Consider the following 15688-nt stretch of genomic DNA (forward strand, 5'->3'; position numbering starts at 1 on the left):
GGGCGATATCCATTCTATTAACACCATACCCATGCGATATCAGCTTGTTGTCTGTAAGCCGTGATGTTCTAATAATGGGCGTAAATTTCAAGTTCAACTTCAAAACAAACGCACTTTCTAATAAATCATTTCCTACAATAAACTATAATTTATCTCACTTCTGCGGATTTAGGTATGTAATCGGATTCTGCGCCGACTGATTCAATTTCAATCTGATTATAGATTTCCCTAGATAAAAAGCTTCATTTTCATCAAGTGTAAATCCTTGTTCATATCTATCATCCACAAAAAATAATCTATTCGCCTTTTTTGGCTCAAGAATGATATCCTGCCTTGGAAGTCTGTCCTTTGCCTCTTTGCAAACAAACCACTTTGACGGCTTATATACCGCCACAATCAAAGAATTGTATACACCAAAAACATATTCAACGGTTTTTACTTTTTCTTTTGATACTCTCCAGATACCACGAACAGCATCATACAATACATTCTCATCCATGCATCTCCGATAAAGCCTATTTATTTTTATAACAAGAATTCTGTGCTTTATGTCTTTTTCTTCAAGTTCGACCGCGCCATTTATTCTTTCGTATTCATCAACCGATAATGCCTCTGCAGAATGATGCCCGGCAACAATATTAGTGAGGCCTGTGTCACTGACGTAATTAAATGCATTGATTAAAGACGCCTCTGACGCAAACGCCTCTTCTTCAGTAAGGTTTGAATTAATGATAATCTTTTCAACTTCAAGTCCAGCAGCCTTAATTTCTGATATTGTCTTAAGTTTCAGGTTCTCACTTTCAGAACTACCCAGGATTTTTTTCTCATGTTCAAATACTCTGTTTCCTGCGCCTTTTCCAATATAGAAGATTCGCTTACTACGTGGATCGATAAGTCCATACACATAATAATCTCCAAGTGAAAGAAGACTTTTCTCTGAAAATCTATCCATCGTTTTCTCCTAATGAGCAGTTTCCCATTATTCGTATACAACTAAAATACGACTTAACAAAATCCAATACAATCATCTTCATCTGTTGATATAGCATAACTCTACATCCGTTTTTCTCTGAAATATTAAAGTCAATCAGCGTTTTTATCATAAAAATCAACAAATTGCATGATGTACTTCAAATTGTAATTTCCCATTGCAATTTTTTACTCTTTTAACATTAACACTAATCATTGAGTGCAAAATATTACTATTCCCTCTTTATGCTTGACAACGTATACTGATTGTATCATAATCATTTTAAAAGGAGCTAATATTATGGCAACAAGTCCTACTCAAATTCGTATCGATAGTAATGTCAAAACAGAAGCAAATGAACTGTTTAGCGAACTCGGCATCGATATGTCAAGTGCCGTAAACATCTTCTTACGCCAATGCGTTTTGCATGGAGGACTTCCTTTTAAAGTAGAAATCCCAAAGTTCAATACTGAAACACTGGCGGCCATGCAAGAAGCCAAAAGAATTTCCAGAGACCCTAACGTACCATCGTATTCTTCTATGGAAGACCTTAAGAAAGCGCTGTTGCAAGACTGATGTACAACGTTAAGTTCACGAATGCTTATAAGAAAAGCTATAAGCGTATGGCTAAACGAGGAATCAATCTTTCTCTTTTGGATGAAGTAGTAGATAATCTAAGACAATGTATTCCACTTGACCCTAAATACAAAGACCATATACTCAAAGGAAAATTCAACGGTTTTCACGAATGCCACATCAAGCCAGACTGGTTACTTGTTTATCTGCTAGAGGATGATATTCTCACCCTCACACTTATCGATACTGGTAGCCACGCAGACCTCTTCAACCTGTAATCGTAAAAAATGTACGATTAACCAATATCCACAACCAAAGCCAAAAGTAAAACAAAAAACAAACCAAGACTTTTCACCGCACACATCGCTTATAAGCGAAATTTAATGGCAAAATCGATAATTTATAATTTATAACTGATAAAATAGCAAATTCATATCTAAAATCTCAAAAAACTCAGCTAATAAACTTAAAACATAACAAAATCAAGTCACAAAACTTACACAAAAACACTACTCATCTTGATATTCAAGCAAAGCATCAGTATCAATCGTTTTAATCTCAAACGTTTTTCTTGTTGAAACACAAAAATTATGCTTAATCATAAGATTTGCAAGCTTCACACCATCAACCAAAATAATATGATGATTGTCAGCGTAATCTTTAGCTTTCTGCGAAAACCTAGACGTTGTAACAAAAAGACCATGCCCTTGCTTACCAGCTAGCCGAAAACCACGCTTGATTAACACCATTCTTCTTTTTCAGTGCCTTATAATTCGGCCATATCCAACCCTCACCCCATTGATATGTTTTCACGATATGATACTCAATGCCGTATTTATCCAGTTCTTTAAGTCCTGTCTGCCAATGACCGCCAGATTTTAATCGGATATGATTATCCCAACTTTCTAAGTAAGATAAATTAACGTAAAATGAGTGAAAAATAGTCCGTCTACAACAGCAGTCATCTGCTTGGCTATATAAATTTAAGGAGGTTGTAATGAAGAAATCTGTGTATCAGGCTATACGATTATTCCTTTTTTCATTATTATTACCTCTTTTAGGACTAATCCTTAACTCACTTAGATTGTTTAATCCAGAAATTGTTTATGACTCACCTGTTTTATTTATCGGTATAGCTCACGTATTTGGTTTAACAACGCTTGTCCTTTACTCAATCATCGTCAATCAAAAAACACTCGAAAACTTAGGAGTTTGTAAAACCATTGCCATAGCGCTTATCGCACCAGCCATTGATTTATTGATATTACAAGAGTCTCCTCAACAATTGGGTAGTAGCTGGATTTACTTATACATTACGTATTTCTTAACCACTGAATGTATTCCAACTATAATTCCAATCATTGTTAAAGAGTTTTTACGAAGAAGAAACCAAAAGCATAAAGCCTAAAAATGCACCCACCTAATCCACACGTGACATCAATACGACAGTCTCCACGTGTGTCGGGTTATAACTATGGATTGAATTTGATATGTTGTGTAGGTGGTTTAGATGCCACAAATTACTGATACTATTTTCCTACATTTAAACTCATCATTTACACAACTTAAACATGTTGCTATTTTATTAACGCATTCACATTATTTATAAATTGATTCATGTTTTCCACAGCAATTTTTATTAATTCAGTTCTTTTATAATAACAATCTTCAAATACATAATATACTTTATTATCAATAACTTCTAATTTTATTCTACCATGTGCTATTGCATTTCTTATCTTATGTAGAATATATATAGTGTTTCCAAACTTTTCATCCCTACTTCTAATCGTACCATCTGATATTTTCTTTTTAACAAACAATGCCATTTGTGAACTATCATATTCAAAGTCATCTACGTTTAAAACAGAATATTTTATCGATTCTAGGTCAGTATCTTCCAACCTCAATGAAAAATTAATAATATATATAATTTTAAAGAACCATCGGAATTCTATCCATGAATCACTGTCTTCTTTTAATTCATCAATACTTTTCAATATTCGATCGATCATCTTAGCTTTTTTTGAATCTATAGCAATTTTATAATCTATGATTCTATCATTCAACTGAATTAGGTGAGTTAAAAAATTTGAAAATTCGGTTTCTATATCATAGATGCTTTTGACAAAATATCCTAGCTCATTCTTTGTAATATCTTTACCTAGATATTTATGTAACATTTCACAATACTTCGTTAATTCTTTTTCTGTAATTTCCGTTTTAGTAATTTCAAAGCAATCCTCATTATTAACTAAAAATTCTTTTAAAGCTTGAAATTCTCCACTCGAAAAGACCTTATTATTCATAGGATGTAGCTGATTATCAAGAGTATATTTTCGCTTTCCTTTATATTTAACTTCCATAAAATATGGAATTTCTTCACTTAATTTAATATAGGTATGTTTGTAGGCAATAGATTTTGTCATTTGATTTAAGTATAGTTTTCCTATTAATTCATGACAAAGTGGTTCTATAACCAATCCCTTGCTTTTTAAAATCCCCTTATCTTTATTGAATGCAAAATAATATGGAATTGGGCCGTTCTCTCCATAACTCATAAAACATCCGTACTGCATATGTGCAAATGAATTTCTTAAAATTTTTCTACTATCCCATAATGACTTAGGTTTATATTTTAATTCTGATTCATTAAATTCATAATAAAACGTGTCATCAACAGTTATTTTAAATCTGTCTTCAATTTCTTTAATCGTTTCTCCATATTTATTCTTAATACTAGCAATATAATTTTTAGAATCAAAAGTATCTTTTAAATAATCTTTTTCTAATTTTTCTTTGTTAAACAACATCACACAAGAATCTAAAAAAATTCGAAATCTGAATAAATCTACTAAATTCATATCTATTTTGTTTGTGCAAATATCCTGCTTAATTTTATCGATATCAAAATTATATTTATAATAATCCTCATATTTTTTTATTTGTATCACATTATTCAAAAGATAATTAGTCAAAATTTGTACCCCCCTCCGACCAACTTTTAATTTGTTATATATTATACATGCTCATCACTTATACTATACAAAAAAGAGAGACACAGAACTATGTAAAGAAGGCAATCCTACATAGGTCTATGACTCTCTTACTTTTTAATATTGATAACTTGCCCTGTTTTCAGCTTTAACTCTAAACTAGCATCTTTCGCTCGTACTTCATCAACTAGCATCCATCGTATGGATGTTTTCCTTTTCAAAGTAAATAGCAACTTGTTTAGCCTTTAGCTCACGAGCGTATTGTAAGCAATCTAAAGTATTTCTGGCAAAGCGTGAAATAGATTTAGCAATCACTAGATCTATATACCTTGCTTTACACTCTTCAATCATTCGATTAAACTCTCACCGATTCTTCATGTTAGTCCCAGAAATACCTTCATCTGCATAAATATCTACTAAGTATATAGAATTAATTAGTAACATCCATATGCTGTCCCTTTCACGGGAATTCTGCAGCAAAAACTAGGACTTTTTTGGACTTCTATTGTAATTACTTTTATAGTTACTTTTGAATAAACCACCCCGGGTGCAAGTGGGTGCACCTTTTAACGTTAACATCCTGTGCACTCGACCCTACACCATTGACATGTTCCCTCATACAGCAAAATCACGCTCAAAAACCGCGAGAACCCAGCTTAAAGCTGCTTCGCATTAAACCTTTTAACGATAGCCCTCGCAAACCCCTGCTACACAAGGGCAAAATTGCACCCACCTATTAAGCCCTAGACATCAATACGACAGTCTCGACGTGGATTGAGAGAACTCCAAGTATAGTTACACTTTTTTGAGTGCACACTATTGATAGTGGGTGCACTTTTTAACGATAGGAAAAGCTATCGTTAAAAGGTTTAAGATTGGCTTGATAACTTGGTTTTTAAGCATAAAAACAGCTTAGAGAGGATTCCCCCTAGGCTGAGTTTTGTAACATTTCAAATGCTCACATTCTTTTGACTTTTACGATGCCCTTTCAACATCCACACTAATCTCTGATTTAAAAGTTATACTGAACCTGTCCTCGTAAACTTTTATTTTCTTGATGTACTTTCTTACCAGCTTCTCGTCATACTCACTAATATCATGACACTCACTTTTCAGAAAATCTTCCATTTCTCTGATTCGTCTTTTAGCATCTTCTTGACCTGCTTTTTCTATAAGAAGCTGCTGTTTCTTAACTTTCAGTTCATCAATCTCGTTGACAGTTTTCGTATATAGTTTCATCACGTGTTGGATACAATGAAACCTTAGCTTTGAACTCTGAAACTTTAGCCTTGAATTCTGAAACCTTTTTAGGCATCAAAAAAGACGATATTACTACCGCCTTAATTATTTACACATAACGTATTTAGATTTCTATTTCATAGAAACTTGATCCTTGCTAAGCTCTACAAACTGGGATTTGTTGTAGTTATCTCCCATTTTCTTTAATTCCATATGTAATACACAAGCAAATACTATCTCAATAATACATGCCACAACAGCAACCGTTGTGCCGTTTAATGCACATCCTAAAATCAAGGAAATCATCGGAATGGAAATTGCAGCAACCGTATATCCCTTTGATTGATACAACCATGAATAGGGAAATAAATGTGCTCCAAACACCATAGCGTATACCATAATCATCTTTTCCGGAACCGCACTAAACACCCACATAACGATTAATAAATAAATCATTTGATTTAAGGTGAAAATGAAGCCTAATTGTCCAAGTGGATTTTGTTTTGAAAAGATATCAACCTTTATAAGTTTACCAATGAACCAAGCCAGCGGTAATAATGGGCATGAACAGCAAAATACCAATAAATTTTTCATATCCACATTGATATCTAAAACTGACACAAGTACTATCAGAAACCATATAATCACCGATGCCATGATAAATGGCAATCCTTTTTTCTGCTGAATTGCAATTTCTTTTCTTAATTCATCCACCATTTTCTCCTCCAGAAATTCAAATTTACCTACACTGCCTTAATCTTATAATTTATCAATTCAATAAACGATATCACAGTCACTCCTATCATCGGAAACCCATAGGGACTAAATAGGAAACCGAAATGGCAGTGTGGGCGTCTATACAAGCGGGAGGGTCATTTTGCTTTCGCTTCAGCATATCTATCTTTGCCCCACCAATTTGGCATGAGCTCCTTCAATGTGACAGTCTTCCGCTGTTCAAAGTCCTCCATAATCTCCATTTTTTCATTTTCTTCATTCAATTGATAAAAGAACTCTCTACACGCCCCACAAGGCATACCGCTTCCCGCGCCATAAGGTGCCTTGTCGCGGAATGCGATGAAGCGCTTCACCTTCGTCTGTCCGCTATTCACATACATATTAAGAGCGGCTACGCGCTCTGCGCACAAATTAAGAACCCCACTGCAGCTCTCAATGCAGAAACCCGTGAAAATTTCTCCGTTTTCAGCTTCTATTGCACATACAACATGATGTGCGTAAACGAATGGAGAAACTTCCTCCGGATGAAATTGTGTCTTCACCTTTTCATACATTGTATCCCAAATATCCATATATTCCTTTTCTCCTAAAATACCTGAATTTATCGCATAGGCCTTCCTATTTGAATATAGTTTTCTGGTATACGAAACTCTTCTTGAGACACCGCCACTGTTTCCCAATGATACGACGCAGCTTATTGTAATTTTTTAATTGATTCACTTTCAGACAGTATCCTCATTTGTTCAATAGCTATTGCATTTAATTTCTCCAATCTTTCAGATTGACTCATACCTTCATTTATAAATACAGCATTAAGATTCTCAAGATTAGAAAGGCAAACAAGCTGAGATATATCTGCATAATCTCTAATATTGCCTTTTAAATCCGGATTTTCATCACGCCACTCTTTAGCTGTTATTCCAAATAAAGAAACATTAAGAATATCCGCTTCATTTGCATAAATAAAATTGATTTTTTCTTTTGAAAGTTTATCTGGTACAAGTTTGTTCTTAATGGCATTTGTGTGAATTCTATAATTGATTTTTGCCAAATTTCTTTTAATATCCCATCCTAGCTTCTTCTGTTCTTCTTCCTTTAGACGTTCAAATTCTTTGATTAAATATAATTTAAAGTATGGCGATACCCAAGAAGCAAACTCAAACGCTATATCTTTATGAGCATAAGTTCCACCATATCTTCCCGCTCTAGCAACAATACCGACAGAATTGGTTTTCCACACCCATTGCTTAACAGATAATATAAAACGGTTAAGTCCTGCTTCATTTTTAATTCCCTCGAATTCGGTGGAATTAAAATTCGTGTTATACATTTCTTCCCAAATACCTAGAAACTCTATCGTATTCTTATTCCTAAGCCACTTTTCAATCAAAGCAGAACCGTTATCAATATTTCTAACCATATCCGTTAAAGAAATATAATCTCTATTGTCAATGGCAATAATGCTGATTTCTGAACCTTCAACATTTATTTTAGACACGTAATCACCTCTCAATCATCCAACTTCACACATTTAGCAAATCATAGAAAGTCCGCTCATCTATGATTTCTATATCTTGACCCTCAAGCTTGAGCTTTTCTGCTTTTTTATGCTTTGATGACTTTTCACCTTTAAGAATTGCATTGTAGTCATTGTCACCAAGGATCAGATAGTTCGTCTGCTTATTCACGCTATTATCTAAGACACCGCCGAGATTCACTACAATCTGCATCGCATCTTTGCGAAGCATTTTCTCAAGCTTACCAGTGAAAACCACATGTCGATTATAGAAAAATCCATCTTCATCAATGACCGCTTCAGTAGGCTTAATGGCTTTGATATCTATTCCTTTGCCGCCGTGGCTTTCGCCGGCGATCCATAAATCTTCAATAGCGAGATTCTTCTCAGCCATACTAGCTTTTACAGCATCATATAGTTCTTTCGTTGATGTGCAGTCTGATAAAGCACGGTGTTCATTATTGTGTAAGCCTAAGTAGTCAGTTAAATCGGAGAGTCTGTGATGCTTCAACTCAGGATACAGTTTACGAGCAAATTGCATCGTATCCATATACTGATTAGACAATTGTTCCTTAAAGCCTTCATTCAAAAAACGCATATCAAAAGAGGTGTTATGACCAAGGATAATGTCATCACCTATGAACGAGAGTACATCCGTTTTAACACTGTCTATAGATGGCATACCTTCCAGCATGTCATTAGTTATTCCTGTTAATGCTGTAATAAAATCGTCTATGTCAAAGTTTGGTTTAATCAACTGGTCATAACGATCTACAATTTCATTGTTCCTGACCCTTAAAATACCAATTTCAATAATTTCATCGTAATACGCAGATAAGCCGGTCGTTTCGGTATCCAGCACACAGTAATCATCAATGAGTTGCTTAGTGTAATTTGAGTTTGAATTGGACATAAAAAGCACCTCCTTCATCTATTGAAATCAGTCTAGCACTTATTATATCTTGAAAACTAAGTGCCTTAAGCATAAAAACAGGTCGATTGTAATAATTGACCGGCTGTTTTAACTATTTTTTATAAAGATTTTGTCAGCCTTTTTCGCGCAATTACTACCGTTAGTGTATCAGATTAACTATTAAAAAACTCAAGAATTAGATGCAATTATTTGTAGCATCATTTTAGATATTTCTTTTGGAGACGGGCGATTTTCCATTTGCATCCATTCGGAAAGAAGATTCCAAAGTGCACCGGCACTGACAAGCAGTGCAGCTTTCTTTTCAAAGATGCTATCGTACAAATTTTGATTTCCACGAACGGTGTCATAAATCACAGGTAAGGCCCGATTGAATTCTTCCAGCAGATAATAGAACAGATGATTCCGCTGCAAAAGACGCAAAAAGTTGATCTGTTTCTCCCAAAAGGTAAAAAACACTTCCACAATCTGCTCCAGTGTATAGTGCCTGTCTTTTTGAAAATAAGTAATGTAGTCCTCACATCTTTCTAAGAAGCATTGCTGTAATACCTGCTCCTTCGAATCAAAGATCCGATAAAAAGTTCTCCTTGATAAAAGCGCATGTTCGGCGATTTCTGTTACGGTAATACGAGCGTAGTCTTTTTGGCTCATAAGATCCAACAAGGACTGCATCAACCATTGACGGGATTGCTCAGCGATGGGATTCTTTTCCTTTTCTACCAAACTCATTTTGGTCCTCCTGTCACACTTTTTCGGGATTGTAGCACTTGAACTTCTTCCATTAACAATCATGTCTTTTTGAATATAATATAAATTAGAAAGTGACACAAGTGAGACAGATAAAGGAGGCTCAATTTTATGAATACAATAAATACGATTGTTTGGCTGTTCCCGGTTATTTTTATGCTGCATGACTTCGAGGAGATTATTTTTGTGGAGGCATGGAAACGGAAATATAAAAGAAAAATACAAACAACAAAAATGAAGAAGATTCCATTTGCCGATTTGGGAAGCACCCCGTCATTTTCCATTGGTGTATTGATTGAATTTTTCATTATTTCAGCTTTATCGCTCTCTGCTTGTATCTTTGATTGGTACTTTTTGTGGCTGGGATTATTTTTTGGATTTACCATTCACCTGATTGTGCATTGTATGTTGGCGTCGCAATTTAAAGGCTATGTACCCGGAGTGGTCACAGCAGTCCCGTTACTTCCGTTTTGCTTTTATATCCTTTGGGTCTCAAATGAATTCCTTTCTTTTACCACAGCTCAATTATGGATCAGTTGTGTAGTAGGCGCTATTTTGATGCTCTTAATGGTGGCTGTTTTGCATAGATGTATGAAATCGTTTGAAACTTTTATCAAGAAGTGGGAAGTTTAATTACCCACAAATAGCAAATTTTTAAGGAGGTCTTTTGCATGGAGTTGGAATTTAAACAAGGTATGTATCACCTAAATCCTGATCCTAATTTTAACTTTCAGCTTAACCGTGTCATTCTTTGGGATGGAGGGAATTTAAACGATGTGATGCAGGCTGCCAAAAGGATTACAGACAGCACAAGCTGGAAACAGGAAATGATTTACCTTGGGGATCATGCACTCTCTCAAAACAGAATCCCTCAGGCAATTGCATATTACCAGATGAGCGAATTTTTTGATGGAAATACTGGCAACAAGGAATACTATATAAAAGCCACAGGACTGTTTTATGAGTATTACCATTCTTATTTCGATGAGAGACGTGTCCAGAAAATTCAAGTTCCATATGAAGATGTTATGCTGCCAATCATGGTTGCAAAAACTCAAAAACAATGTAAGGGCACCATTCTTTTACACGGTGGCAACGATTCATGCTTTGAGGAAATGTTTTTGCCGATGTTATATCTTTCTGAACACGGGTATGATGTATATCTATTTGAAGGTCCTGGACAAGGCAACGTTCTTCGTGTTCAAGGTAAACACTTTACATATGCTTGGGAACGTCCGGTCAAAGCAATATTAGATTTCTTTCACTTGAATGACGTCATTATTATTGGTGTTTCTTTGGGAGCTATGCTGGCCCTGCGTGCTGCTGCACTTGACAAGAGAATTACAAGGGCTGTATCTTGGTCTGTTTTTCCGGACTTTCTTGACGTGGTTCTCGACCAAATACCAAAAAAGGTAGCCGGTATCGTTCGGTTTATGTTGAAACATAATCTTCGCATCGTTCTCAGCCCTATTCTTTGCATGATGAAATTGATACGGAAGAATGACCCATTATTTCAATGGGGTGTCAATCATGGAATGTACGCCTATGGAGCTGACAGCATTTATGATTATCTGAAGAAAGTGAGTAAATATCAGATTATGGATGTGGCCTCCATGATTGAACAAGATGTATTGATTCTTGGTGCCAACCAAGACCACCTCGTTGATTACCGAATGATCAGCAAAGAAATCAACGCACTTACCAATGCGAACTCTCTCACATTTCGCCTTTTTACTGAAAAAGAAAATGCGGGAAATCATTGCAATTTAGGAAACGCCAAACTGGCTTTAGATGTGATACTGCAATGGTTGACATTTTTAAAACAGCGTGATTTAGAAGTTAGGAAGAATTGAATTCATTTCAAGAATCTCATGTACATCTATCCTATTATACTCAACGTGTAACTCTTTTAACAGCAAAAAAGCACGTCAGCAGCTTGCTGATATGCTTTTATTTTGCCTTCTAACATTTCCTATAAGCTTAACGCTTTAATTCTGTTTTGCTCCCATCAAGGAAAGTAAACTCAACCTTTCCATCTTTATGCACGCATAGATAGTCAACCATGCTAAGCCAGACGTTTTCATCGAACGCTGTTAACAAGTCCTGCTTTTTCAAGCCATCAATAAAATATTCAACCTCATCACGCCTCGCTTGCTTTTCAACAATACGAGCTTTAACTTCCTTAAGCCTCGACTCTACAGTATTAAACCTGTTCACTAAACTCGCATATTTTTTCTCACACATATGCTACGGTACATTTCCTTCTGCATAAATTTTCCCACTTCACAGCCTGGGTGCAAAGTGGGTGCACTTTTTAACGTTAACATCCTGTGCACTCGACCCTACACCGTTGACATGTTCCCTCAAACAGCAAAATCGCACTCAAAAACCGCAAGAACCCAGCTTAAAACTGCCACGCATTAAACCTTTTAACGATAGCCCTCGCTAAGCCTTGCTACACAAGGGCAAATTTGCACCCACCTAATCAGCCTTTGACATCAATACGACACTCTCCACGTGAGATTTTTAGGCTATTTCCAAACTAGACAATATACTTATAAAAGTATTTATTTTAATAGCATTACATCTATAGTATTTAGACTGATTATGTGAATCTTAATTAGGCTATTTATGATTTCATTATCTTATTTCATTTACTCTATCTGCAGCTGGATCCACTTCAAAGCAATGATCTGGGTTTCGCTTGCACTGCAAAGCAGGCACTTTTTTTGTAACCTTACGTTTTGTTTTTCCATCAGGATATGTTGTATTTCTCCATTCTACAGCCTTATTGAAATATTTCATTGTGCCACCACATATAGGGCATTTGTCAATATGAATTTTTTCTATCGTAAGTTTTCTTCCAAGACCACTAATTGCATAATTAAAGAATAGCGGGTGCCTAATTTCTCTTTTAGTAATATTTCTTAACCGTGCAATAATTGCCAAAAGTATAATTACTATAACTAAGATCCCCAAATATATAATAACTAAGATCCCCAAATATATAATATTATTGTTTGCATTTATTTGAATACTTTTATTGGTAAATAAATTAATTAAAGGTTCAGATAGTTTATAAAAAGATTCAAATAGTTTATAAAACGGGAAAATTCCTATCAGGGAAATGAAGATTCCCATCCATGATAGAATTGCCATTGTTATAGGGCTTCTCCAAACAGGTTCAGTCGTATATGTAGCAGTCTTTCCCGATGAACTCCCATTAAAATCTGTATTGTTTCCTGAAACAATATTAGTAGGTCCATTAAAAACATTACCTGAAACAGTGTTAATATTTGACTTAGAAAATTTATCCCTCATATATTTTCTCCTATGATTTTCATCTTTTCGAGCTATATTTTTTCTTCTTTCTTATAATAGTTCCGTCCTCTCCAACTTCCACATTACTCCGAGCCGCCATCTCAAGCTCAACCGCTTCAAACTTCTCTTTAGAAATAATGCCTGCATGATGATCTGTATTCAAATACTGACAATCCGCATTTCCCGGAACAGCAATCGCCACATCGCCTGTATATTTACGCCTAGTCAAAGTGCTCTCAACAGCCCGTTTACTCCAAATATCTTTTCCCTTTGGAGACTTAACACCTCTACTTTTTAACCTTTTAATAATACCGCCGATACTTAATCCTTTTAAATACCAGTCAAAAATATCTCTTACCACTTGTGCTTGGTCTTCATCAATAATAAGCATGCCATGCTTATCTTTTTTATAACCATAACAAGCCCTGCTATAAAGACCTGATGTGCCATCTTCTGCCCTACGTCTTAATCCCCAAACAATATTCTCGCTACGCCAATCATTCTCTGCTTGACTACAAGCTTGAACCACACTGATTAAAAGTTCATCATCGACAGTTTCCGTATCAATCTTATCTGTCTCAAAAATAATTCTCGTGCCACATGATCGAATCTTTCTAATAGCCTCTAATCCTTCTTTCGTATCACGACCAAAACGGCTCACACTTTTAGTAAGAATAATATCAATATTACCTTTCTCGCATTCTTCAATCATTCGATTAAACTCGTTTCTTGAAGATCCAACCTTAGCTGAAGCAACATCAAGAAAAATATCAGCAACAAACCAACTCATGTGAGAAGCAGCAAGACGAGTAAGACCAGACACCTGAACAGCAAGACTATCCAACTGCTCTTTACGATTTGTGCTCACACGAGCATAAACCCCAACCGCATAATCCTTAATTACACGCTGAGGATGGATGACTATCACATCTTTATTTAGCTCATCTATCTTATCCATAGCCATCTCTCCTTATTATTAGACTAACGAAACTTAGATTTCTTCTCCATGATAATTAGCCTAAACCTTATTTTCCCACTTCACCACCCTGGGTGCAAAGTGGGTGCACTTTTTAACGTTATCCATCCTGTGCACTCGACCCTAGAGCGTCGACATGTTTCCTCAAACAGCCAAACTGCGCCCAAAAACCGCGCCAAGCCAGCTTACAGCCGCCACACGCTAAACCTTTTAACGATAGCCCTCGCTAAACCCTGCTACATAAGGGCAAAAATGCACCCACCTAATCAGCCCTTGACATCAATACGACACTCTCAACGTGATGAGTGTTGGGATATATGTCGAACGCGCGCAAAGACTGAACGCTGTAGCCAAGCTCCCTAAACGTGCCAACATCGCGAGCAAGACTAGTCGGATCGCAAGCAACATACACAACAGCTCTTGCTCCAGACTTCGCAATCTGCTTACAAACTTGAGCTTTAGCACCAGCGCGCGGAGGATCTAACACAACAACATCAGGATGCGCAAATCGGCGAACAATCTTAGACGACTTACTCGCCTTAAACACCTGCGATTCAAGCGTTTGCGCAACATCGCCTTGCAAAGCTTCAACAATATCTCTGCTAAGACCTGCGCGCCCAATGTTTCGCCTTGCATTCTTTACAGCAATCGGCGCACCTTCAATACTAAGCACGCGCGCTGGCTCTGCAGAACCAGAATCGCCAGCAGAACTAGATAAATTCCCGCCAACATTAGCCAAAGTCGCAAGCGGAATCGTAAACAAACCGGATCCAGAATACAAATCCCACAAAACCGTATTCTTACTACGCCCCCCAAGCGCAGAACGGACTAGTCCCAAAACGTAGCTCACCAAATGCTCTGGAGCTGCGCGATGAATCTGCCAAAAACCGCGCGCGTCAACATCGTAATCAAAAGTACGCGCACGCGATGAATCGCAAGCAGCCACAACGCGCACGCGCTCGCGCAACAAAGCCGATCCTGCAACCAACTCATCATTTACTATAAGCGCATAATTTTCGCCAATCGCATCAAGAAGCGCAGCCTTGTCATTAAAATCCAAACCCTCAACCCGAGGCTCTGGAACAGCAAGACGAATTTGCGCATTTGGCGAGAAAGAACGATTCCACAAGTCCAAAGAATCCGCAACAGCTAAAACCGCGCGCGACGCAAGTGGCATAGTATCAATCGCAATGCGATCATGCGACTCGCGCTTACGCATAGACAATCGCCCTTCATCATCCGCAACCAACTCCATGCGCGTACGCCAATTAAATCCGTTAAGCTCCTCGTCCCCTGGAATGCGCTCAACACTAACATCGCTTTCCGCAACATCCATATGCGCTAAGCGCTGGAATTGATTGGCAATTACGGAAGCCTTCCAACGAATCTGACCAGGCAAAGAAACGTGAATTAAATCCGCGCCGCCAACTCCGCCGCCCTGAGCCAAAGGGCCAGCGAGCTTCCATTGCGGCTCCACACGATCCGCACTAGGCTCCAAAACTTCTACAACTTCGCCAGTAAAAAAGTGCGCTTTTGCACGCATCGGCTCATCCATACGCACAACAACCAGCTCACCAGGCAGCGCAAATCGCACGAATACAACGCGTCCGTCAAGATGACCTACGCATCTTCCTTGATCCGCATAACGCTCGATTCGCATCGTCACTTGCATGTACTACCC

Annotated in this window: 20 protein-coding genes; 5 read left to right on the forward strand and 15 right to left on the reverse strand. The window is 37.0% G+C overall.

Going from position 1 to position 15688, the window contains the following annotated elements; translation table 11 throughout:
* Nucleotides 1-154: 154 nt before the first annotated feature.
* A complete protein-coding gene (locus NYP55_RS02460) occupies nt 155-952 on the reverse strand; it encodes an LEM-3-like GIY-YIG domain-containing protein (protein WP_004110959.1) in 798 nt (265 codons plus the stop codon).
* A gap of 318 nt (nt 953-1270) precedes the next feature.
* Between NYP55_RS02460 and NYP55_RS02465 the strand changes: the two genes are divergently transcribed.
* Nucleotides 1271-1546: a type II toxin-antitoxin system RelB/DinJ family antitoxin gene (locus tag NYP55_RS02465; RefSeq protein ID WP_004110960.1), complete on the forward strand. Its 276-nt coding sequence runs from the start codon at nt 1271-1273 to the stop codon at nt 1544-1546.
* Nucleotides 1546-1824: a type II toxin-antitoxin system YafQ family toxin gene (locus NYP55_RS02470; RefSeq protein WP_288231404.1), complete on the forward strand. Its 279-nt coding sequence runs from the start codon at nt 1546-1548 to the stop codon at nt 1822-1824. The genes NYP55_RS02465 and NYP55_RS02470 overlap by 1 nt, the downstream gene beginning before the upstream one ends.
* Nucleotides 1825-2055: 231 nt before the next feature.
* Here NYP55_RS02470 and NYP55_RS02475 read toward each other — a convergent pair whose 3' ends face one another.
* A complete protein-coding gene (locus NYP55_RS02475) occupies nt 2056-2295 on the reverse strand; it encodes a restriction endonuclease (RefSeq protein ID WP_004132045.1) in 240 nt (79 codons plus the stop codon).
* Nucleotides 2296-2543: 248 nt separating this feature from the next.
* Here NYP55_RS02475 and NYP55_RS02480 point away from each other — a divergent pair, with 248 nt between their 5' ends.
* Entirely contained in the window at nt 2544-2954 is a 411-nt protein-coding gene (locus NYP55_RS02480; protein WP_102704684.1) for a hypothetical protein, read from the forward strand.
* A 169-nt stretch (nt 2955-3123) separates the two neighbouring features.
* On the opposite strand, the gene NYP55_RS02485 is transcribed toward NYP55_RS02480, so the two are convergent.
* From NYP55_RS02485 to NYP55_RS02525, 9 genes are all read right to left on the reverse strand, one after another.
* On the reverse strand, nt 3124-4524 hold the full coding sequence (locus NYP55_RS02485) for a hypothetical protein (protein WP_004574619.1): 1401 nt from the start codon (nt 4522-4524) through the stop codon (nt 3124-3126).
* A gap of 201 nt (nt 4525-4725) precedes the next feature.
* Nucleotides 4726-4893, reverse strand: a complete 168-nt coding sequence (locus NYP55_RS02490; RefSeq protein ID WP_004574620.1) for a recombinase family protein — start codon at nt 4891-4893, stop codon at nt 4726-4728.
* Nucleotides 4894-5517: 624 nt separating this feature from the next.
* Complete coding sequence (locus tag NYP55_RS02495) at nt 5518-5781, reverse strand: integrase (protein ID WP_472781527.1); 264 nt, start codon at nt 5779-5781, stop codon at nt 5518-5520.
* 132 nt (nt 5782-5913) lie between these two features.
* Nucleotides 5914-6498, reverse strand: coding sequence for a DUF7010 family protein (locus NYP55_RS02500; RefSeq protein WP_472781528.1), 585 nt, complete (start codon nt 6496-6498; stop codon nt 5914-5916).
* A 26-nt stretch (nt 6499-6524) separates the two neighbouring features.
* On the reverse strand, nt 6525-6644 hold the full coding sequence (locus tag NYP55_RS02505; RefSeq protein WP_472781529.1) for a CD1845 family protein: 120 nt from the start codon (nt 6642-6644) through the stop codon (nt 6525-6527).
* A gap of 9 nt (nt 6645-6653) precedes the next feature.
* Nucleotides 6654-7088, reverse strand: coding sequence for a cytidine deaminase family protein (locus tag NYP55_RS02510; RefSeq protein ID WP_004111727.1), 435 nt, complete (start codon nt 7086-7088; stop codon nt 6654-6656).
* Between the two features lie 122 nt (nt 7089-7210).
* Complete coding sequence (locus tag NYP55_RS02515; RefSeq protein WP_004111730.1) at nt 7211-8014, reverse strand: KilA-N domain-containing protein; 804 nt, start codon at nt 8012-8014, stop codon at nt 7211-7213.
* A 25-nt stretch (nt 8015-8039) separates the two neighbouring features.
* Entirely contained in the window at nt 8040-8945 is a 906-nt protein-coding gene (locus NYP55_RS02520) for a BRCT domain-containing protein (RefSeq protein ID WP_004115155.1), read from the reverse strand.
* Between the two features lie 189 nt (nt 8946-9134).
* Nucleotides 9135-9692 (reverse strand): TetR/AcrR family transcriptional regulator, encoded by a 558-nt coding sequence (locus NYP55_RS02525; protein WP_004111734.1) that lies wholly within the window; start codon nt 9690-9692, stop codon nt 9135-9137.
* 129 nt (nt 9693-9821) lie between these two features.
* Here NYP55_RS02525 and NYP55_RS02530 point away from each other — a divergent pair, with 129 nt between their 5' ends.
* Nucleotides 9822-10343, forward strand: a complete 522-nt coding sequence (locus tag NYP55_RS02530) for an HXXEE domain-containing protein (protein WP_004111736.1) — start codon at nt 9822-9824, stop codon at nt 10341-10343.
* 38 nt (nt 10344-10381) lie between these two features.
* Nucleotides 10382-11563, forward strand: a complete 1182-nt coding sequence (locus NYP55_RS02535; protein ID WP_415682773.1) for an alpha/beta fold hydrolase — start codon at nt 10382-10384, stop codon at nt 11561-11563.
* 127 nt (nt 11564-11690) lie between these two features.
* On the opposite strand, the gene NYP55_RS02540 is transcribed toward NYP55_RS02535, so the two are convergent.
* The 4 genes from NYP55_RS02540 to NYP55_RS02555 all read right to left on the reverse strand — a co-directional run bounded on the left by NYP55_RS02540 (nt 11691) and on the right by NYP55_RS02555 (nt 15679).
* Nucleotides 11691-11954 carry a hypothetical protein gene (locus tag NYP55_RS02540; protein WP_004111740.1) on the reverse strand — a complete coding sequence of 88 codons (264 nt, stop codon included), beginning with the start codon at nt 11952-11954 and terminating at the stop codon, nt 11691-11693.
* 396 nt (nt 11955-12350) lie between these two features.
* The gene (locus NYP55_RS02545; protein WP_004123538.1) at nt 12351-13031 is read right to left on the reverse strand and encodes a hypothetical protein; all 681 of its coding nucleotides are present in this window, start codon (nt 13029-13031) and stop codon (nt 12351-12353) included.
* Between the two features lie 19 nt (nt 13032-13050).
* A complete protein-coding gene (locus NYP55_RS02550; protein WP_421776865.1) occupies nt 13051-13989 on the reverse strand; it encodes a recombinase family protein in 939 nt (312 codons plus the stop codon).
* Nucleotides 13990-14269: 280 nt separating this feature from the next.
* Nucleotides 14270-15679 carry a class I SAM-dependent RNA methyltransferase gene (locus NYP55_RS02555; protein WP_472781530.1) on the reverse strand — a complete coding sequence of 470 codons (1410 nt, stop codon included), beginning with the start codon at nt 15677-15679 and terminating at the stop codon, nt 14270-14272.
* Nucleotides 15680-15688: the final 9 nt, after the last annotated feature.

It is taken from the genome of Gardnerella sp. c10Ua_31 (genome assembly GCF_055700915.1).